This is a genomic window from Fontivita pretiosa (genome assembly GCF_050410795.1).
GTDB classification, from domain to species: domain Bacteria; phylum Planctomycetota; class Phycisphaerae; order Tepidisphaerales; family Tepidisphaeraceae; genus Fontivita; species Fontivita pretiosa.
The window spans coordinates 1132437-1152502 of the sequence record NZ_CP191258.1 but is presented as its reverse complement, the minus strand read 5'-3'; the positions used below and the strand labels follow the sequence as shown (position 1 = coordinate 1152502).

General features: G+C 64.5%; 12 protein-coding genes. 8 read left to right on the top strand and 4 right to left on the bottom strand.

The window, feature by feature from the left end; translation table 11 throughout:
* From ACQS5P_RS04650 to ACQS5P_RS04625, 6 genes are all read left to right on the top strand, one after another.
* A complete protein-coding gene (locus tag ACQS5P_RS04650; protein WP_428939740.1) occupies positions 1-1179 on the top strand; it encodes a hypothetical protein in 1179 nt (392 codons plus the stop codon).
* 152 nt (positions 1180-1331) lie between these two features.
* Positions 1332-2195: a sulfide/dihydroorotate dehydrogenase-like FAD/NAD-binding protein gene (locus ACQS5P_RS04645; RefSeq protein ID WP_428939739.1), complete on the top strand. Its 864-nt coding sequence runs from the start codon at positions 1332-1334 to the stop codon at positions 2193-2195.
* Between the two features lie 335 nt (positions 2196-2530).
* The gene (gene gltA, locus ACQS5P_RS04640) at positions 2531-3979 is read left to right on the top strand and encodes an NADPH-dependent glutamate synthase (protein WP_428939738.1); all 1449 of its coding nucleotides are present in this window, start codon (positions 2531-2533) and stop codon (positions 3977-3979) included.
* A 219-nt stretch (positions 3980-4198) separates the two neighbouring features.
* Complete coding sequence (locus ACQS5P_RS04635) at positions 4199-7354, top strand: BNR-4 repeat-containing protein (protein WP_428939737.1); 3156 nt, start codon at positions 4199-4201, stop codon at positions 7352-7354.
* Between the two features lie 309 nt (positions 7355-7663).
* Positions 7664-8992, top strand: a complete 1329-nt coding sequence (locus ACQS5P_RS04630) for an L-rhamnose isomerase (RefSeq protein WP_428939736.1) — start codon at positions 7664-7666, stop codon at positions 8990-8992.
* A 108-nt stretch (positions 8993-9100) separates the two neighbouring features.
* Positions 9101-11176: a glycoside hydrolase family 65 gene (locus ACQS5P_RS04625; RefSeq protein WP_428939735.1), complete on the top strand. Its 2076-nt coding sequence runs from the start codon at positions 9101-9103 to the stop codon at positions 11174-11176.
* 78 nt (positions 11177-11254) lie between these two features.
* Here the strand turns inward: ACQS5P_RS04625 and ACQS5P_RS04620 are convergent, their stop codons facing one another.
* The 4 genes from ACQS5P_RS04620 to ACQS5P_RS04605 form a co-directional block, all read right to left on the bottom strand.
* Positions 11255-12292 carry a Gfo/Idh/MocA family protein gene (locus tag ACQS5P_RS04620; protein WP_428939734.1) on the bottom strand — a complete coding sequence of 346 codons (1038 nt, stop codon included), beginning with the start codon at positions 12290-12292 and terminating at the stop codon, positions 11255-11257.
* Positions 12293-12469: 177 nt separating this feature from the next.
* On the bottom strand, positions 12470-13462 hold the full coding sequence (locus ACQS5P_RS04615) for an aldo/keto reductase (protein WP_428939733.1): 993 nt from the start codon (positions 13460-13462) through the stop codon (positions 12470-12472).
* On the bottom strand, positions 13459-15276 hold the full coding sequence (locus ACQS5P_RS04610; protein ID WP_428939732.1) for a sodium:solute symporter family transporter: 1818 nt from the start codon (positions 15274-15276) through the stop codon (positions 13459-13461). Before ACQS5P_RS04610 ends, ACQS5P_RS04615 begins: the two co-directional genes overlap by 4 nt.
* A 60-nt stretch (positions 15277-15336) precedes the next feature.
* On the bottom strand, positions 15337-16578 hold the full coding sequence (locus ACQS5P_RS04605) for an alginate lyase family protein (RefSeq protein ID WP_428939731.1): 1242 nt from the start codon (positions 16576-16578) through the stop codon (positions 15337-15339).
* Positions 16579-16913: 335 nt separating this feature from the next.
* Between ACQS5P_RS04605 and ACQS5P_RS04600 the strand changes: the two genes are divergently transcribed.
* Complete coding sequence (locus ACQS5P_RS04600) at positions 16914-17969, top strand: LacI family DNA-binding transcriptional regulator (RefSeq protein ID WP_428939730.1); 1056 nt, start codon at positions 16914-16916, stop codon at positions 17967-17969.
* 40 nt (positions 17970-18009) lie between these two features.
* Entirely contained in the window at positions 18010-20031 is a 2022-nt protein-coding gene (locus ACQS5P_RS04595; RefSeq protein ID WP_428939729.1) for a beta strand repeat-containing protein, read from the top strand.
* Positions 20032-20066 lie beyond the last annotated feature (35 nt).

Sequence of the window (20066 nt, the reverse complement as noted above, 5' to 3'; positions counted from 1 at the left end):
GTGAGCCGATCAGCACCATTCATCGACGCGTTCATCCTGTATTGCGGTGTGATCTGCCTGATGCTCGCCAGCATGGCGTGCGACCGCCGCTCGCGTGTGCCGCAGGCGGAGCCCGCGACGCACGATAAGCCTGCACAGCCCACCGCCGCCAGCATCAGGCTCATCACCCAGCTTCCGCCCGGTCGTGACGTTCACGTGGCCGTCGATCCGTTGGGAAACATCTACTACACAGTGGAGACTGCCCAGGGCGACGACGGGGTCGTGGTCGTCAACGAAACCGTGGCGCCGCGCGCCACCCAGCTCAGCTCCGCCAACATCTTGGCCGCCCTGGGCGAAAGCCCCGGCGGCAGCGGCAACATCCAGGACCTGGTCGCCGGACCCGACGGGGGACTGTGGTTTTACTTCATCGGCGGCCGGGGACGCAGCATGCACGCCTGCATCGGCTACTTTGTTCCGCGAAACCAGTCGATTCACATCGTCGCCGACACCCGGCGGCTCAAGCAGCTCACCGGCATGGGCGATTCCATCGGCGTTGCCCGCGGCAGGCTGCTGTACAGGCGGGCGAACCCCGCGACGATCTGCCTGCTGCTTCGGCATACCGACGCCTGGGCCATCCTCTCATTCAGTCCGCGGCAGCCCGATCCCCGCGGCCAGGTCGAGATTCGTCAAACCCATCACCGCGTGCACGGCGACGAGCTGGAGTTCGACCTGACCCGCGAGCGATATGTGCTGAGTGCCGGGCCGGGCGACAGCCTGCTGCTGATGGACTTGAGCGGCGGGGCGCTGTTCCGCGTCGATTCCACCGGCGCGGCAACGCTGATGAACCTGCTGATCGGGTTGCCTAGGGAACTGTCGTCGCCGCTTGTGCTGGATGATCCCAACACGCAAGCCAGCAACGACGCCGCGCCCCTGTTGATCTTCGCCGCCGATTCCGAGCCGATCGAGGCGGACGCATCCGATCTGCCGTCCAGGCGGCTGCCGCGGACCACCTATCCCGCGTTGCTCAGGCTGGCCGGCAAGGACATCACCGCGATTGGCCGGCAGGAGTTGAGAGCCCCCGGCGGCTTCCCTGCCTACGCCATGCGTATCCGCCAACTCGTCTCCGCCCCCGATGGCACGTTTGTCGCCTACGACCTGGCCTCGGGACAGATCGTGCGGATCACGCTGCTCAGCGGCTGAAGCAGACAGTTTCTCACGGGGATTGGCTGCAACGTCCCGGGGGACTGCCGAACATCCGGCACGCCCCGTTTGCTTGCGGCCGGCACCAACATTGTCTGCGGCCAGATCAGAGGATATCTTGATCCATTGAATTGACTCGCACGCAATCGATTATGGCGCATCAGATTCTCAACGCTGCCTGGCTGGCCCCGCAGATCAAGCGCTTCGTGGTGCACGCGCCGCACGTGGTGCGGCACTGCGGGCCGGGGCAGTTCGTCATCCTGCGAGTCACGGCTGAGGGAGAACGCATCCCGCTGACGATCGCACGCAGCGACAAGGCCGCCGGAACCATCGACCTGATCGTCCAGGCCGTCGGCGCGACGACGCGGCGAATGTGCACGCTGGAGGCGGGCGACGCGATCCACGACATCTGCGGCCCGCTCGGACATGCGACGCAGATCGAGCACGTCGGACACGCGGTGATCGTCGGCGGGGGCGTGGGGACGGCGGTGATCTTTCCGCAGGCCGGCGCGCTCAAGGCGGCGGGCAATCGCGTGTCGGCGATCATCGGCGGACGAAGCAGGCCCTACGTCATCCTCGAACAGGAACTGTCGCAGATCTGCGACGCCGTCTATCCCTGCACCGACGACGGCAGCTACGGGTTCAGGGGATTCGTCACCGACCGCTTGCGGCTGCTGATCGAGCAGGCCAATCAAAAGAGCGATCCGGTGCGGCTGGTGCTGGCGGCGGGGCCGGTGCCGATGATGCGGGCGGTGGCGGAGGTGACTCGCCCCCTGGCGATTCGCACCATCGCGTCGCTGAACCCGATCATGGTGGATGGCACGGGGATGTGCGGCGGATGTCGCGTGCAGGTCAACGGCGACATGAAGTTCGCCTGCGTCGACGGGCCGGAATTCGACGCCCACAAGGTCGATTTCCGCGAGCTGTCGGATCGGCTGACAACCTACCGCGCTCACGAGCAGGCCGCCAACGAACGCCTGGCGTGTCAACTGGACGCGGAGATTAAGAAGGGTTAGCCACAGAGTTACACGGAGCACGGAGAACGAGGTTTTAAGTTCTTGGCCGGAGGCGAGACGCGCGTTCCAAACGATCGCGCCGCGTGTCACGTGCGTCGCGCCCGCATCCAGCGGCACGAAGTAATGAAGAGCCCGGAGATCAGGTTTCGAATTCGAGCGCACCGCGCATGGCCGGGACGGCCATGCTACGGTTGGCTCGTCTGGGCATTCATCGCACGCACTTGTGAGTCTGAGCGAAAGACGCGGGTGGTCCGAGATGTTCATAAACGTCGGGCGGGAGGCCGGTGAGACAATACGTCGTCCGTGGCACGACTGATTCTGTACGAGAAGCGAAAATGGCTGATGAACCAGTGAAGCTCAAGCCCGCCGAACGGATGAAGATCGCGCGTCAGGCGATGCCGATGCGGGATGGCCGGCAGCGAATCGGATCATTCCAGGAGGTGAATCTGGGCCTGCCCGAGCAGATCGCGATGCTGGAGGCGCGGCGATGCCTGGAGTGCAAGGAGGCCAAGTGCGTGAACGGCTGCCCGGTGCAGATCGACATTCCGGCGTTCGTGTCGCGCGTGGCGGCGGGGGATTTCGAGGGGGCGGCGGACGTTTTGTACCGCGACAACGCGTTGCCGGCGATTTGCGGGCGCGTCTGTCCGCAGGAGACCCAGTGCGAGTCGCTGTGCATCCGCGGCAAGAAGGGCGAGCCGGTGGCGATCGGGTACCTGGAGCGTTTCGTGGCCGACTGGGCAAGGCAGCGCCGCAGCGGACAGCAGGCCGAGCAGCCGCCGCTGCCCAGCGGGTGCAGGGTTGCGATCGTCGGCGCCGGCCCGGCGGGGCTGACCGCCGCCGGGGAGCTGGCCCGCAAGGGACATGAAGTGACGATCTTCGAGGCGTTGCATGAGCCGGGCGGCGTGCTGCTGTACGGGATCCCGGAGTTTCGGCTGCCCAAGCAGATCGTGCGCGCGGAGGTCGATTCGCTGCGGCGACTGGGGGTCAGGATCGAATGCAACGTTGTCATCGGGCGGACATACACGATCGACGACCTGATGAATGAGCTGGGATTTGACGCGGTGTTCATCGCCAACGGCGCGGGATTGCCGGTGTTTCTTGGCATTCCGGGCGAAAACCTCAAGGGCGTGTACAGCGCCAACGAGTTCCTGACGCGCGTGAACCTGATGAAGGCATATGACCCGCAAGCCGACACGCCGGTGCTGCGCCCCAAACGGGCGGCGGTGATCGGCGGGGGAAACGTCGCGATGGACGCGGTGCGGACGTGCCGGCGGCTGGGTGCTGATCCGGCAGTGCTGGTTTATCGCCGCTCCCGCGCCGAAATGCCGGCGCGGGTCGAAGAAGTGCATCACGCCGAAGAGGAGGGCATTGTCTTTCAGATGCTCACCGATCCGGTGGCGATTCTCAGCGATGACAAGGGCTGGGTTCGAGGGCTGCGTTGCCGGCGGATGGAGCTGGGCGAGCCGGACGCCTCGGGCCGCAGGAGGCCCATCCCCGTCCCCAACAGCGAATTCGAGATCGAGTGCGACGTCGTGGTCGAAGCGATCGGCACGCGCGCCAATCCGCTGCTCACGCAGACCACGCCCGACCTGAAGCTCAACGACAAGGGCAACATCATCGTGAACCAGTCGGGCATGACCAGCAAGCCCGGGGTGTTTGCCGGAGGGGACATTGTCCGCGGCGCCGCGACGGTGATTCTGGCGATGGGGGATGGCAAGCGTGTGGCGGCGGCGATCGACGCCTATGTTCGCCGCGCCTGCGCGGAAGACAAAAGGCCCCGATGAGATCACGATCTCCGGCGGTAGATGGGGGATGACATGAATCTTTCGCAAGTGTGAACCCCGGGTCGATCGCGGGGAGGAGTCGTTCCGCTGGCCCGGTGCGATCTCGCGAATGCGGCCACACCCGGTAAAAACGGGGAATTGCTGCAATTTGCGGCACTGGTGGAATTCCAGTAAAAGCAGAGGCGGCATGGTCGCGGCTGCGCGTGCTGGAGGCGGAGGATGCCACCAATCGCAAGTGTCATCAATGTGTCTGCGATTCGCCGCCGGTGCTTGTTCGCCGTCGCTGCGCCGATATCGCTCCTCGGGGCGTCGCCTCTGCTTGCCGGGCAGTTCTCCGTCATCAAGACAGTTGATGCCGTCGTCGATCCATCGGGCTATGTTGCCGCGAGCAACGCGCCTTACGGGCGTTCGATGAACGGCAACAGCTTCGCGGCCGAGACGATCACGACCTTCAACGGCTATCAGTACAGCGGCTACTGGCGTTACGTCGGCGGCAGCGGACAGCTTGCGGTGGCGCGGCGGGCGGTGGGCTCCTCCACATGGGAGTCGTTCACGCTCGGGTCGAGCCTGGTCAATGGTCCCAACGACGCCCACAACATCGTGTCGCTGGGGATCAACCAGATCGACGGGACGATTCATCTGGCCTACGACATGCACGGACACACGCTGCGTTACCGCCGCAGCATCGTCGGTGCGGCGGGGACGGACGTGGCGTGGAACAGCTCGCTGTTTTCGGCACCGGAGACGTCGCAGCTTCAGGGCGGGCAGTCGGTGGTCGGGGTGACGTACCCGATGTTCATCCGCACGCCGACGGGCGAGCTTCAGTTGGCGTTCCGGGTCGGCGGAAGCGGGCAGGGATCGTGGTGGATCTACGACTACAGCGGCGCCACGCACGCCTGGAGCAACGGGCACCAGATCGACGACGGGTTCATCGGCGTGTACACAGGCACGACCAGCACGAACTCGGCGAGCCGCAACAGCTATCCGAACGGCTTCACGTACGACGCGAACGGCCTGCTGCACTCGTCGTTCGTCTGGCGCGAGAGCGCGACGGGTGCGGCCAACCACGATATCAACTACGTCTATTCCGACGACGGCGGGCGAACGTGGAGGAACAATGCCGCGGAAGTCGTCGGCTCGCAGATGCTGGGGATGCGGTTCAACCTCAGCTCGCCGGGGCTGATCGTGCGCCCGATGGCGGAGAACCAGACACTGATGAACCAGCAGGGCCAGGCGGTGGACAACTCCGCGCGGTTCCACGCGATCATGTGGCACCGTGACAGCGCCAAGCCGCCGACCTTCAACAACGTGTGGGAGCCTCAGGAGTCCAGCTACTTTCACTACTGGCGGGACGGGGTGGGCAACTGGCACCAGAACCGCATCCACGGCAACGTGGGATCCAGGCCGAAGATCTTCTTCGATGAGCAGGACAACGCGATCGCGATCTACGCCGTGGTTTCCGGCGGAGCTCAGCTTTCCGGCGGCAGCGGGTCGAACCTGTACTTCTCCGAGGGCGACCTGGTGATTGCGGCGGCGACGAAGGCGACCAACTGGACCGACTGGAAGGTGATCCACACGGAGCCAGGCCCGTTCGTGAGCGAGGCGCAGGCCGACGCGCGGCTGATGGCGCTGGACGGCAGGTTGTCGGTGATCATGCAGGAGTCGCCGGTGGGCAGCCTGTCGCAGGCGCGGGCGATCCGGTCGCTGGATTACTCGATCGATCTTGCTGCGCCGTCGATTCGCAGGTTTCAGAGCGGCAGCGGGAACTTCGCGGCGGGCTCGAACTGGTCGGGCGGGGCGGCGCCGGGGCTGAACACGGTGGCGATCATCAACGGCGGGCGCACGGCGGCCGTGAACAGCGCCGCGGCGGAGATGGACCACCTGCTGATCGTCGGGGGCGAGGGCAGCAGCGGCTCGCTCTCCATAGGCGTGGGTGGATCGCTGGACCTGACGCAGTCCGGGCCGTTCAACACGGTGTACGGCGGGAGCATCATCGTCGGTCGGGATGGCGGGGCGGTCGGTCGCTACACGCAGACCGCGGGCAGTGTCAGCGCCTGGCGATTCGCGGTTGGAGATTACTTCGACGAAACCAGCGGCGGGGGGACCAGCACGGCCAACATCTCCGGCGGGACGCTCACGACATACGAGCTGAACGTCGCGTTCTCCGCCACAGGCTCCAGCAGCGGATCGAGCTTCAACATCGTCGGCGGGACGGTGACGGTCAATGGGGACGTGATCATCGGGGAGTTCGGCAACGAGGCAACGGTGACGTTGTCGGGCAGCGGCCGACTGACGATCGAGGGCGACCTGCGCGAGGGGTTCAATCGGGTCAACACGTCCAACTTCCGGATGAACGGCGGCACGCTGAACATGACGTCGAACTTCATCGCGGTGGACAACTTCATCTACAACGGCGGAGTGATCCAGAACGTGAACACGACGTCGTCGCGCGAGTTGGCGGGGATCAGCGTGGGCACGCTGATGGTCGGTCGCGATCAGAACGCCACGTTCACGGTGCCGGGCAACGTTCGGTTGCAGGCGAACAGACGGGTGGAGCTGTGGTCGGGCGGGTCGCTGTCGCTGGGCAACGGCTCGTCGGCGGTGCGGATCGGCCAGGGCGGCGGCACGTTCACGCCGGGAATCGTAAACGTTGTGCCCGGCGGGACGCTGGCGGGCGACGGGCGCGTCAACGCGGCGGTGAACAACATTGGCGGAACGATCGCGCCGGGGCATTCGGCCGGAATCCTGACAATCAACGGAGACTTCAGCCAGAGTCCCTCGGGGACGCTGGAGATCGAGCTTGGCGGGACGATCGTCGGATCGCAATACGATCGGCTGGCGATCGCGGGATCGGCGACGCTGGATGGCACGCTGCGCGTGAGCCTGATCGGCGATTTCGTTCCCCTGCCCGGGCAGAGGTTTGATGTGATGACTTTCGGGGCACGCACGGGGGATCTGGTGATCGCCAATGACACGGGGCTGGCGGGGCTGAGCTTCGTCAAGACGTATTCGGCCAACACACTGTCACTGACGGCGGCGGCGCTGCTGTTGGGCGACGCCAACCTCGACGGGAGGGTGGACATCAGGGATCTGTACGCGCTGGCGACGCACTGGCAATCGAGCGCGAATTGGTTCGGCGGCGACTTTGACGGCAGCGGGCTGGTGGATCTGGCAGACCTGAATGTGCTGGTGAGCAACTGGCAGGCGGTGACGGGCGCGCCGCCGCAGCCGCGGTCGCAGCCGCAGTCACTGGAGCAGGCGCTGGCAAGCCTGGGGCTGCACGGCGCGAGCGTGCCGGAGCCGGCGGCGTTGGGGATGATGGCGCTGCTCGCGGGGACGGTGGCGTCGGGGCAGCGGGCGCGGCGGAGCCGCTGAGAGCGGCTTGCGGGAGGTGAGATGGGGAGGGTTCGGCAGGGGCGGCGCGCAGACCCGGATTGGCGATGCCAGGCGTTGGCAGGCGACGTCGGCCGGTGGCGCGCGGCATCGTCGCTCACTGCATGTAGCAGCAATGCGTCGCGACTGGCCATGCGGTGCTCAACACGCAGGGCGAGAAGGACATTTGGCATTTGCCGGGAAATCCAATATGACATGCGCAGCCCGGCGGCGGCGGAAGATTCGCCGGGCTGCTTGTCCATTTGCGGGCGACGGGCGAAGCAGATCTTCCGAGCAAGGGAGCAGCAGAATATGGCGCGAAGATCCGCGAGCAGTGCTGGTGGCAGAGCTCGTGGCGGAGCAGGCAGCAGTGGCGATCGAGGCGGCGCGATCGAGCGACGTTACGAACAGGCCAGGCAGCAGTACAACGAACTGGGCGTGGACACCGATCGGGCGATGCAGCGACTGAAGAAGGTCGCGATTTCGATCCATTGCTGGCAGGGCGACGACGTTGGCGGCTTCGAATCGGCGGGCGAGCTTGGCGGGGGGCTGGCGGTGACCGGCAACTACCCCGGCAAGGCGCGCACGCCTGACGAGCTGCGGTCCGATCTGGAGATGGCGTTCAGCCTGATTCCCGGGCGGCACCGGCTCAACCTCCACGCGCTGTACGCTGAGCATCCCCAAGGCAGGATCATCGAGCGCGACAAGCTTGGTCCCGAGCAGTTCGCCGGCTGGGTTGACTGGGCCAGGCGAATCGGCATCGGCATGGACTTCAACCCGACGTTTTTCTCGCATCCGAAGGCGGCGGATGGGTTCACGCTGGCGCACCGCGACCGGGGGATTCGCAACTTCTGGATTCGTCATGGAATCGCCTGCCGCAGGATCGGGGAATTCATCGGCCGCAAGCTGGGCAGTCCGTGCGTGACGAACGTGTGGATTCCTGACGGGATGAAAGACACGCCCGTGGACCGCCGCACGCCGCGCGAGATCCTGGAGGAATCTCTGGACCGGATCTTCGCCGAGCCGATCAGCCCCAGGTACAACCTGGATGCGGTGGAGGGCAAGCTGTTCGGGATCGGGTCGGAAAGCTACGTGGTCGGGTCGCACGAGTTTTACCTGGGCTATGCGATTCGCCGCGGCAAGCTGCTGTGTCTGGATGCAGGGCACTTTCATCCAACCGAAGGCATCGCCGACAAGATCTCGGCGGTGCTGACGTCGTTGAAGGAAATCCTGCTGCACGTGAGCCGGGGTGTGCGATGGGACAGCGATCACGTGGTCGTGTTGAACGACGATCTGCGGGCGACGGCGGAGGAGCTGGTTCGGGGGGATTATCTGGATCGCGTTCACATCGGGCTGGACTATTTCGACGCGAGCATCAACCGCGTGGCGGCCTGGGTGATCGGCACGCGCTGCATGCTCAAGGCGCTGCTGATCGCGATGCTGGAGCCGACGCAGAGACTGCGCGAACTCGAAGCGTCGGGAGATTACACGGCGCGGCTGGCGATGCTCGAAGAGCTCAAGACCATGCCGTACGGCGCCGTGTGGGATTACTATTGCCAGCAGCAGGGCGTGCCGGTCGGGGCGGCGTGGATCGATGAGGTCAGGCGTTACGAGCGCCAGGTGCTCTCGAAGCGCGGATAACCGTCGCTGCAGGGGCCAGTGCAACACCAGGGCCAAAGGTTCTGTCGTGGTGCGTTCCGCTCTGGCGCCCTGTGCCTGTTGATGATTCTGTTGTGTCTCGGAGCTGACGTGGTTGCACAGCCGGAATCTGAGCCGATCGATCGCCGGGCGGTGGTATTGCGGCACAACGTGACGCTGCGGGGGTTTGATCCGCTTTCGCCGCTGTCGGTGGGCAATGGGGAGTTCGCCTTCACCGCGGACCTGACGGGGTTGCAGACGTTCCCGCAGCTCTACGAGAAGTTCACGCCGCTTTGCACGATGGCGCAGTGGGGGTGGCACACGATCCCCATGCCCGCGGAGCTGCGCGGGCAGCAGATTCGTTACGCCGAGTACGACACCTACGGCCGAAAGGTCCCGTATCTGACCGCGCGGCAGGGTCAGGAGCCGCTTTACAACTGGCTTCGCGAGAACCCGCACAAGCTGCATCTGGGACGGATCTCGCTGGAGCTGATCAGGCCCGATGGTTCGCGGGCGGTTCCTGAAGACATTCGCCACGCGGAACAGACGCTGGATTTATGGACCGGGGTGCTCACGAGCCGGTTCGAGTTTGACGGCGCGCCGGTGACCGTGCAGACATGCTGTGCCGGAGAGCTGGACGCGGTGGCGGTGAAGATCGAATCGCCACTGATTGCGAAGGGGCGGCTGAGCGTCTGGATCCGCTTTCCTTACGGATCACCCGATCGGACGGCGGCGGACTGGACAAAGCCCGAGGCTCACGAGACGCAGGTGCTGCGCGCGGGTGAGAATCGCGCGAAGATTTCGCGGCGGCTGGATGGCACGGACTATCACGCGAGCCTGATCTGGTCGAAGAACGTGGCACTTGCCGAGCCTGCCCGCCACGAGCTTGCCCTTAACGGATCAGGCGCGTCGGGGTCGGCGATGGCGCTGGTCTGCGCGTTCGCGCAGCAGCCGATCGCGGGTGAGCTTCCCTCGCCTGATGAAGCCTTCGAGCTGAGCCGGCGTTTCTGGCTCGATTTCTGGACGAGCGGCGGCGCGATCGACCTTTCCGGCAGCACCGATCCGCGGGCGCGCGAGCTGGAGCGCCGCATCGTGCTCTCGCAGTACCTGACGCGCGTGAATTGCGCCGGCTCCCTGCCGCCACAGGAAACCGGACTGGTCTGCAACTCCTGGTACGGCAAGTTCCATCTGGAGATGCACTGGTGGCATGGCGTGCACTTCGCGGCCTGGGGAAGGATCCAACTGCTGGAACGGAGCCTGGGATTCTACCAGCGCATTCTGCCGGTGGCGCGCGAGAACGCGCGACGCCAGGGCTACCGCGGAGCACGATGGACGAAGATGGTGGGGCCTGATGGCATCGATTCTCCTTCGCCCATCGGACCGCTGCTCATCTGGCAACAGCCACATCCAATCTACTATGCCGAACTGTGCTATCGGCAGAATCCCACGCGCCAGACGCTGGAGCAGTGGAAGGCCATCGTCGAGGAGTCAGCGGACTTCATGGCCTCATATGCGGTACGCGACCCGACAAGCGGGCTGTACGTTCTTGGTCCGCCGATCAAGATCGTCTCGGAGCACAACGAGACCAGCACGACCCGCAATCCAACATTCGAGCTGTCGTACTGGCGATTCGGTCTGCGCATCGCGCAGCAGTGGCGGCATCGACTGGGCCTGGCAGCGAATCCACAGTGGCAAGAGGTGCTGGACAACCTTTCGCCGCTGCCGCACAAGGACGGGCTGTACCTTTCGTATGAGGGCGATGAGACCTACACGACAGGAAACTGGGAGCATCCGGCATTGATCGGGGCGCTGGGGATGCTGCCGGGCGACGGGGTCGGTGTGGCGAGCATGCGACGGACGCTGGAAAAAGTCATGCAGGTCTGGCAATGGGACCGCTGCTGGGGCTGGGATTTTCCCATGACGGCGATGTGCGCGGCGCGCGTGGGGCGGCCCGACCTTGCCGTCGATGCGCTGCTGATCGATTCGGTCAAGAACCGCTACCTTCCCAACGGGCATGTCTATCAGCGGGAAAACCTCACCCTGTACCTTCCCGGCAACGGAGGATTGCTTTCGGCGGTGGCGATGATGGCGGCGGGCTGGGACGGCGCGCCCGAAGGCGCCGACGCTCCAGGCTTCCCACGCCAGGGGTGGAAAGTGAAATGGGAAGGGTTGCGGCGGTGGATGTGAAGCCGGCCTGCCGCAGCGGCCAGTTGCTGGCACATCCGGCGAACTTCGATGGTCCCGGCGGCGATGGCGGTTCGGGGATCACAGGTTGGCCTGTTCTCGACATTGCTCGATGAGCCTGATGAGCCTGCGGACGCTGGCGGGGGTGATGAACAGCGGCCTGTTGTGCCGGATCGTCTCGAACAGGTCGAAGTAGAATCGATCGGTGATGGTTGGCCCGTCGGGCGTGTGTGTCCAGAAGTCTTCCTGCCAGACGAGCTTTTCGCTGTTGTAGGCGCGGTCGGGAGTGGGGCCGCGCTGCACCGGCCTGGGGGGCATGCTATTCCAATCGACCCACTTCCATTGAAGCTTGTCGGTGGTTCCGTGCAGGCCGCCGCTTGTGCCCATGATGTGCCAGCGTTCCTGTGGATAGGCAGCGGCGCTGGTCAGCTCGCAGTCAATCGTCGGATGCCCGGGAGCGTGGAGGACGACTTTGACATGGTCATCGGCGTCGCCTGAGGACAGCGGAGTATGCCGGATGTCGGCGAAGACGCGTGGCTCGCCGTCGCCGAAGATCTGTAGCGCCTGGTCAAGCAGGTGCGAGCCATTGTTGTTCAGCGACCCCCCGCCAAACTCCTTGAGCGTCTGCCAGTCCCATCGTCGCCCGAAACTGTGCCAGGCCATTCGCACCTGCACGATCTGCCCCAGCAGCCCCGAAGCCAGGATCTGCTGAACTTTTCTGAGATGCGGTTCGTAGCGGCGGTTGTGGAACGGGGCCAGGGTCCGTCCGGTCTGAGCGGCGACGGCGATCATGCGATCGACCTGCTCGACATTCAACGCCAGCGGTTTTTCGCAGACGACGTGTTTGCCGGCGCGCATGGCGGCAATGGAATGCTCGGCGTGAAGATGGCTGGGCGTGGCGACGACGATCAGTTCCACATTGCGGTCGGCGACCAGCTCGTCAAAGGTCGCGCAGGCTCGGCATTGTGCCGCCGCCACCGCTTCATCGCGACGCTCGGCGGCGCTGTCGGCGACCGCCACGACTGTGTACTTCTGCGGCATGGCCAGCAGCGCTTTGGCGTGGATGGACCATCCGCTGCGTCCCAGCCCCGCAATGCCCACCCGGATCGGATCACTCATGCCTGTTCTCCCAAATGCCCGAGATCGAGTTTGCCGAAGGACCGCAGTCGAAACAGAAGGTCGTTGAAACCACCGATGAACGCTGATGAACGCAGACTCGGTTGTTCATTCATGTTGGTGTTCATACGTGGTTGAACGTGCTGCGTTATCAGCAACTGAGGGTCGGATCATCGACGTTCATTGCACGCGCGAGTCGGTCTGCCAGGGATCGAGGTTCGGGCCGAGCTTGTCTTTCAGTTCGCGCGTAGCCTGATCGAGTTCGTTGAGGACCTGTGGCGAAAGTGTGATGTCGGCGGCGGCGACGTTGCGGCGGACCTGTTCGGGCCTGCTGGCGCCGGCCAGGACTGCCAGGACTCCCGGCTGATGCAGCAGCCACGCCATTGCCACGTCCGCCATCGGCAGCTCGATGCGCTGGCAGATCTGTCGGATGCGCTCGATGGCGGCGAAGGTCTCGGCCTCGCAGCCCGGCTCGCGGTGTCTGGCCTGCGGACGTTTGCTGCTGAAGTGCCGCGATCGGGCGCGCAGATCCGGCACTTCGTCGGCACTGGAGAATCGCCCTGTGAGCAGGCCCTGTGCGATCGGCGAGTAACACAGGATTCCCACTCCGCGACGCACGCACTCTTCGCGCAGCTCGAACTCCGCCGCCCGGTACAGCAGGTTGTAGCAGATCTGGTCAGTCAGGATGCGATGTTTTTCCATGGCCGCGGCCAGGTCGATCGGCCCGAAGTTGCAGACCCCAATCGCCCGGACCTTGCCGTCGGAGACGAGCTTCTCCATGGCCGATAGGGTTTCCTCCAGCGGCACGACGCGTCTTGGCCAGTGGATCTGGTACAGGTCGATGTAATCGGTCTGGAGCAGTCGCAGGCTCTGCTCGCACTCGCTGAGGACTTCCTGTGCGCTGAGGGTCTGGGAGCTGACCTTGTCGGCGATGACGACGCTGTCGCGGCGGCGGCCCTTCAGCGCCAGCCCCAGGCGTCGCTCGGCCTCGCCCTGGCCGTACATCGGCGCGTTGTCGAAGAAGTTGATGCCCGCGTCGATTGCGGCGTGGATGGTGGCGATGGCCTGCTCGACAGGGATGTCGTCGTAGGTGGCGTTGGCACACAACGACATGCATCCCATGGCGATGGGGGAGATTCGGATTTGAGTTTGACCAAGCGTGCGATACTTCATCGTAGGGCCTGTTTCTCCATGAGGGTTGTGACGGCCTGGCCAGGACCGCTTTGGAGCACGGCGGTGGCGCGCCGGCCGCGAGTGCCGGCACGATACAGCATCCACCCGATCACCGCCATGACCAGGCCGCAGAAGGCGAAGGCCAATCGACCCCAGAGCGTGTTGGGCACAGCCGCCAGCAGCGTGATGAATCCGCCGTAGACCAGGCACAGCAGTCCCATGACGTAGGCCTGAAGGTTGTCGCTGCCGTGGCCGTGCTCGCGATCGAAATCGACCGGCGTGTGCATTTTGGCGAAGAACTGTTGGACGCGATGCTGCACGGATGGGGATTGGCGTGGGGCCAGCAGCGTCGCCAGCAGGAACCAGCCCGAGCCGACCAGGATGTTCATCAGGCTGCCCGCCAGCGTTGCCCAGTCGCTGGCCTCGCGCGGATTGAGCCTGTAGCCAAAGAAGCTGCTGGCCCATTCGGCGTTCAGCAGGCGGTTGGTCAGGTAGGAAGTGCTCAGGCCGACGACGACCGCGGACCAGGCCGCCCAGTCCGGGGCGCGGCGGATGAACATCCCCCAAACCAGCGGCACGCTGATCGGCAATGCAACCCAGTTGCCGAAGTTGACCATCAGCTCAAAGATCGTCAGATGTCGCCAGCTCGCGAACTTCAGGGCATTCAGGATGATCAGGATTCCAAACCCGGCGGTGCAGATCATCGACGCCGCCACCAGTTCCCGTTCCGTGGCCCGCGGGCGGATCGCCACCTGATAGAAGTTCTTGATGAAGTACCCGGCGTTTTTGTTCAGCCCGCTGTCCATCGAGGACATCGTGGCGGCGAAGATGGCGCTGAGGAGGATGCCCAGCATGCCCTGGGGCATCGCGATCATCGCAATGGCAAAGTAGGAAGCGTCCTGTGGCTTGGCCAGGTTCGGAAACATCGTCTTCAGGTCTGGCTGGAGGATTCGGCAGACCATCGGCGGGATGAACCAGACGCAGGAGCCGATGAGGAACATGACCGTGGCGAGCAAAGCGGCGCGGCGGGCGTGCGTGGTGTCCTTGACACTGAGGTATCGTGCCGCATCGGTCATCGTGTTGGTTGACACGAACTTCTGGAGCAGCATCGCGATCACCCACAGGGTGATGATGTTTCCGTGGGCCGCTTCGGTCCAGTTCCAGAAGTGCGAGGGAGCGCGCTGCACGAAGTTTGCCACGCCTCCGACCTGCGCCAGCGCGAACACCGCCGCCACCAGCGTCACCGGCATCAACAGAAGCAGTTGGACGAAATCGCTGGCGGTGCTGCTCCAGGACCCGCCGACCACGCTGATGAACACCACCACGGCGCCGGTGAGGATGATGGTGAATTCCAGGTTCCAGCCGAAGGCGGCGGCGACGAACACGCCCAGCCCGTTGAGCCAGATCGCCGCATACATCAGCCCGGTGGGGATCTGTAGCCAGGTGAAGAACTGCTCGTTGATGCGTCCGAAGCGTTCGCGGACCGCCTGCATCGCCGTCACGCAGCGCATCTGCCGGAAGACCGGCGCGAAGTACAGCCAGTTGAAGAAGAAGCCGATCGCATTGCCCAGGAAGATGACCAGCACGACCGGCCCGTCGTCGTACGCCTTGCCCGCCATTCCCGTGAAGGTGACGGCGCTGAAGCTGGTCATGAACGCCCCGGCCCCGACGATCCACCACAGCACCTCCCCGCCGGAGCGGAAGTAGTCGCTGGTGTTACGGATGAATCGCCTGAAGACCCACCCCATCGACGCCATGAAGGCGAAGTAGAACACCAGCACGGCCAGGTCGATGTTGGTCAGGTTGTGTTGCATAGGGCGCGCCGGGTATTCATGATCGGGCAAGCGCGCGGCGTTGTCAGGGTGTCAGGCAACTCATTGCGTGCTGCGCGCCGGGAAGAGCAGATCGGCCTTTTCCCCGACGCCCTTGATGTCGGGGATTTTGCTGATGAGCTGCTCGTAGCGAGGCTCGCGAAAGCCGTTGGCGGCGCGACGCAGCAGGGTGGCGAATTCCTGCGATTTTCTCGGGGCGATCTGCTGGTGCTGCCAGGGCTTTTCGCCGATGCCGTAGGGAATCAGCCATTCCAGTGCCTTTCGGATACTGCGTCCGTCCTCGGTCTGATAGTTCCACAGATCCAGCCCGACGCGTTCGCCCAGCGCCGCCAGTTCCACATGCCCCAGCAGCGCATAGCGGCTGTAGTCGAATGCGCGCGTGCGCTCCAGCTCGTAGGGTTGCGAGCCGTCTGGCTGGATCTGCCGGGCGATTCGATCACGCCCGAACTTGATCATCAGCTCTTTGGCCAGTTCGTTGTCGCCGAGGTACAGCGCATAGGTGGCGGTCTGAACCGCGTACCAGGTGCCGTGATTGTTTTCGGCGGCGGCTTCGCCGCGGCCCTGCTCGCTTTCCAGCAGATAGGTGAGCAGTTCCCTGAACCAGGCCTTGAGCTTCTGCGAATCGTCGGCGGTCCAGGCGTGTGAGCCGGCCAGCAGGCCATCGGCATCCACCACTTTGCGCAGGCGGTTGCCCTCAATGATTCCTGCCGGGCGCAGATCGTCGTAGCCGGGGCGGAACTGCGCGTACTTCAGGTTCGGGTTCATGCGGGTTTGGGGATCGAAGAACCAGACGTACAACAGTTCGGCAGCCTTCTCGGCGTACTTCTGCTGTCCGCTGAAATAGTACGCCAGAGCCAATGTCTCGACGCTGTTGCACATATTCTCCAGCGGCTCCAGGTCGTACTTGCTGCGTTCGGGGTTGAACTCGCCGTCGCGGCGGATGTAGGGCTTGCCGTCGGGCTTGCTGGGATCGGGCCACCAGTACGGCGAGAGGCTCATGTAGTCATGCTTGTCGCCGCTGGGGGGGATTGAATCGTTGAATACGACGGAGAAAGGCCTGGCCCCCAGCGCCTTGTCCGCCTCCGTGATGATTTTCTGGACGATCCTGGTCAGTCGCTTGTCGCCGGCGGCGATTTTGGCCTTGGCGTCGGCCAGGTCGGCGCCGTTGTACTGAAACACTCGCGGCGGGGCTTGATTGTCCTGGGCCTGGGCTGAGGCAAGCAGAGCCACGAGCACCAGGGCGTAAGCGGCTGGCACGATTCGGGGGCGGCGTGTGCGGTTCATCGATCGGTTCCTCCGGAGAAATGCCTCTGCAAAACCGGTTCAGCACAATACCGAAGCGGGTGCGGGCAATGCAAGTGAAATCCGCGCCCGGGAGGTAACTTTTCGCGACCCGCGGCAGTCGCCGTGAAAAAATACCTCATAATCCTTGGAAAATCATGACATCTCATCTCCTTGTGGGTTCGGCGGTTGGGCGCGATCGGTGGCTGGCGACGATTTTTTTCTTGACGGGCGAAAAGAACTTGGCAAATTGAAGAACCGGTTTAGCACGTCAGATGAACCGTTTCTGCGGGTCTGGGGCGCGCTTTCAACGCTCCGCATCCGCCCGGCGCAGGTCAATGAGCAGGCTGGCGAGCAAAATCCCCCCGGTCAACCGCCCGACGATCATGGACGTCGCTCGCCGTTGCGGACTGTCCAAAACCACCGTCAGCATCATTCTCAATGAAAGCCCGGCCTCCAGTCGCGTGCCGCCGGAAACCCAACAACGCGTCCGCGATGCGGCCAGGCAACTGGGCTATCGCCCCAACTGGCGCGCCCGCGCCCTGGCCAGTCGGCGCACGCACATGATCGGCGTGTTGTACACCCCTCCGATGCCCCTGATCGTCCGTGGCAATTACGAAGGGATCATGGCCGGCATCCACGAGGTCCTGCACAAGAACAACTATCACGTGCTGTTCGTGCCCCTGGGCCACAACCCGGCCGATTGGGGAAAGATCCTGCTGGATCAACGCATGGACGGCGCGCTGGTGCTCAGCCGCTTGCGCGATCCTCTGGCGTCGATCATCGAGCAGGCGCGTCTTCCGGTGACGCTGGTCAATGCCGACGCGCCGGATCATCACCTGCCCACGGTGGTCGTGGATGACTACGACGGCGCGGCGCAGAGCACGCGGCATCTGGTTGGCCTGGGGCATCGCCGCATCAGCTTCCTTCTCGGACAGCAGCCGCCGCACTACAGCGTGACCCAGCGACAGGACGGGTACCACGCGGTGATGCGCGACAACGGCCTGGCGGACAACGTGCAGGTCCTGAGCTGCACGCCCGAGGAGTTCGCCAACAACCTGCTGGAACAGCCGCCGCAGGAGCGTCCGACGGCGGTGCTGGTTTATACGCACTATATGGCCATCAAGCTGTTGCAGTTGCTGTGGGAGCGTCAGATCGCCGTGCCGCGCGATATCAGCGTCGCCACCTTCAGCAATGCCTATCCCGTGGAGGATGTGATTCCTCCACTGACTACCGTGGCCCTGCCCACCGAACAGATGGGCCGGGCGGCGGCGGAAATGGTCCTGGAGCAGATCCGCACCGACGGCACGGCGCCGCCACGGCGCGTCGTGCTCAAGGAAAATCTGATCGTGCGCAAATCGACGGCCCCGCCTACCGAGGCGAAGGGCGATTGAGTCTGCGGAGAATCTGGCAACGCCAGACGGGAGGAACATCATGTCTGCCACCCATACGATGGACTGCATCGCAACCGGAACCGGGATTCGCACACTGCGGCCGAAACGTTCGCCGGCATCGCACCGACGCGTGCTGCTGGGGTTGGCGGCGTCGTGGGTCGCGGCGGGCGCGGCGCGCCCGGCGCTGGCGACAACCTTCACCTTCACCCACGCCGACGTGAGCAACAACTGGTCCGTCGCCGCCAACTGGATCAGCTCCGACCCCAACGTCCCGCCTCCGCCGCCGCTGGTCCCGGCCGCGGGCGATACCACGGATCTGGTCTTCGGCGGTCTGGACTACGGCGCGGGCACGACGTCCACGCAGAACATCGGCGACATCGTCGTCGATTCGATCACCTTCCTGCCGTTCACCAGCAACAACGGCACGCTCAGCATCAGCGCCTCCAGCACCGGAGATCAGTTCATTCGCCTGGGCGCAGGCGGCATTACCAGCACCTCGACCGGCACGATCGCCCTGCCCGGCGGCGCCAACCGCAAAATCATCCTCACCGCCGACCAGACCTGGTTCCATCAGCCGGCCACAGGCTCGGCCATCATCTCCCAGCGCCGAACCATGGAAGGCGCCTTCAAGATCACCAAGACCGGAACCGGAACAATCGAACTCCAGGCGAACAACAGCGGCTGGACCGGCGGGCTCCAGATCGACGCCGGCACCATCCGCACCAGCAACTTCAGCAACGCCCTGGGCGTGGGAACCATCACCGTCAACACGTCGAACAACGTGGCCATCAGCGCCTCTGGAACATCCCAGACCGATCAGATCGTCCAGGGTCCGGTCTTTCTGGGCGGCACGGGAACGTTTTCGCTGGTGGGAAGCTGGAACGTGCAGTTCGACAATACGGTGACGCTCACCAGTGACAAGAACGTGTCGGTGACGAACATCGGGACTTTCAACGGCAGCATCGTCGGATCTGGCTTCCGGCTGACCAAGCTCGCGGGCGGAGGAACCATGTTCCTCAATGCCGCAAACTCGATCGCCGGGTTCAACGTGCTGGCGGGTACACTGTCGGTCGGGGCCGACGATCAGCTTGGCGCTCCGGGTGCAAGCCTGCTGCTGGGCACCTCGACCAACGCCGCCGGAACGCTTCAGACCGGCGCCCTGCTGACCCGCTCGGCGATCAACTCGACGCGCGACATCGCCCTGGACGCCAATGGCGGCATCATCAACACCAACACGTTTGATTCGACGTTTGGCGCGGTGGCCGGCGGCGGGGGTTTGACCAAGAACGGCGCGGGCGCGCTGACCGTCACGCACGTACGCGCAGGCTCGCTGACGATCAACGGCGGGGATGTTCGCATCGCCAGCGGTGGCGGAACTTTGGGCACCAGTGTCGTGTCGGATCTGAGCGTCGATACCGCCGCCCAGGCCAGGCTTGACCTGAACGATCACAGCCTGATCGTCAGCGCCGGCTCTTTGGGCGCGATCGCCGCGCTGATCAGCGGCGGATTGAACAATGGCGGGGCGTTTGACTGGCAGGGACCGGGAATCAGCTCGACCCGCGCCTTCCAGCAGAACCAGGCCGCCGGAAGCTTCCTGTATGGACTTGGGGTTGTGTTGAACGATCTGGCTCAGGTTGGTGGGTCGGGGCCGATCTATACGAGCTTCGGCGGGCAGAGCGTTTCGGGCAATGAGGTGCTGGTGAAGTTCACGTATTTTGGCGATGCGGACCTTTCGGGGACGATCGATGCGACCGACTACTCGCTGATCGACAACGGCTACGTGAACAGCTTGAGCGGATGGATCAACGGGGACTTCGACTATTCGGGCACGATTGACGCAACGGATTACGCGCTGATCGACAACGCGTACGTGAACCAGTCGGGTCCACTGGCCGAGGCACTGATCGCCGAACACACCAGGCTGCTCGGATCGGAGTACATCTCAGCGCTGCGGGCGATCCGTTCGGGCGTCATCCCCGAGCCCGCGGGCGTGGGTGCGTGCATTCTGGCGGGCCTGATTGCCGCAAGGGGACGATCGCGGTGGCGTTCGCGCGGTCGCTGAAGCGGCCACCGCTGGATCCTGTGGAGGAGTTGGAC

Excerpts from the sequence above, each read along its gene's own strand:
- ACQS5P_RS04600 (WP_428939730.1), top strand. The coding sequence starts at position 16,914 with ATGAGCAGGCTGGCGAGCAAAATCCCCCCGGTCAACCGCCCGACGATC.
- ACQS5P_RS04630 (WP_428939736.1), top strand. The coding sequence starts at position 7,664 with ATGGCGCGAAGATCCGCGAGCAGTGCTGGTGGCAGAGCTCGTGGCGGA.
- ACQS5P_RS04610 (WP_428939732.1), bottom strand. The coding sequence starts at position 15,276 with ATGCAACACAACCTGACCAACATCGACCTGGCCGTGCTGGTGTTCTAC.
- ACQS5P_RS04645 (WP_428939739.1), top strand. The coding sequence starts at position 1,332 with ATGGCGCATCAGATTCTCAACGCTGCCTGGCTGGCCCCGCAGATCAAG.
- ACQS5P_RS04620 (WP_428939734.1), bottom strand. The coding sequence starts at position 12,292 with ATGAGTGATCCGATCCGGGTGGGCATTGCGGGGCTGGGACGCAGCGGA.
- ACQS5P_RS04635 (WP_428939737.1), top strand. The coding sequence starts at position 4,199 with ATGCCACCAATCGCAAGTGTCATCAATGTGTCTGCGATTCGCCGCCGG.
- gltA (WP_428939738.1), top strand. The coding sequence starts at position 2,531 with ATGGCTGATGAACCAGTGAAGCTCAAGCCCGCCGAACGGATGAAGATC.
- ACQS5P_RS04595 (WP_428939729.1), top strand. The coding sequence starts at position 18,010 with ATGTCTGCCACCCATACGATGGACTGCATCGCAACCGGAACCGGGATT.
- ACQS5P_RS04615 (WP_428939733.1), bottom strand. The coding sequence starts at position 13,462 with ATGAAGTATCGCACGCTTGGTCAAACTCAAATCCGAATCTCCCCCATC.
- ACQS5P_RS04605 (WP_428939731.1), bottom strand. The coding sequence starts at position 16,578 with ATGAACCGCACACGCCGCCCCCGAATCGTGCCAGCCGCTTACGCCCTG.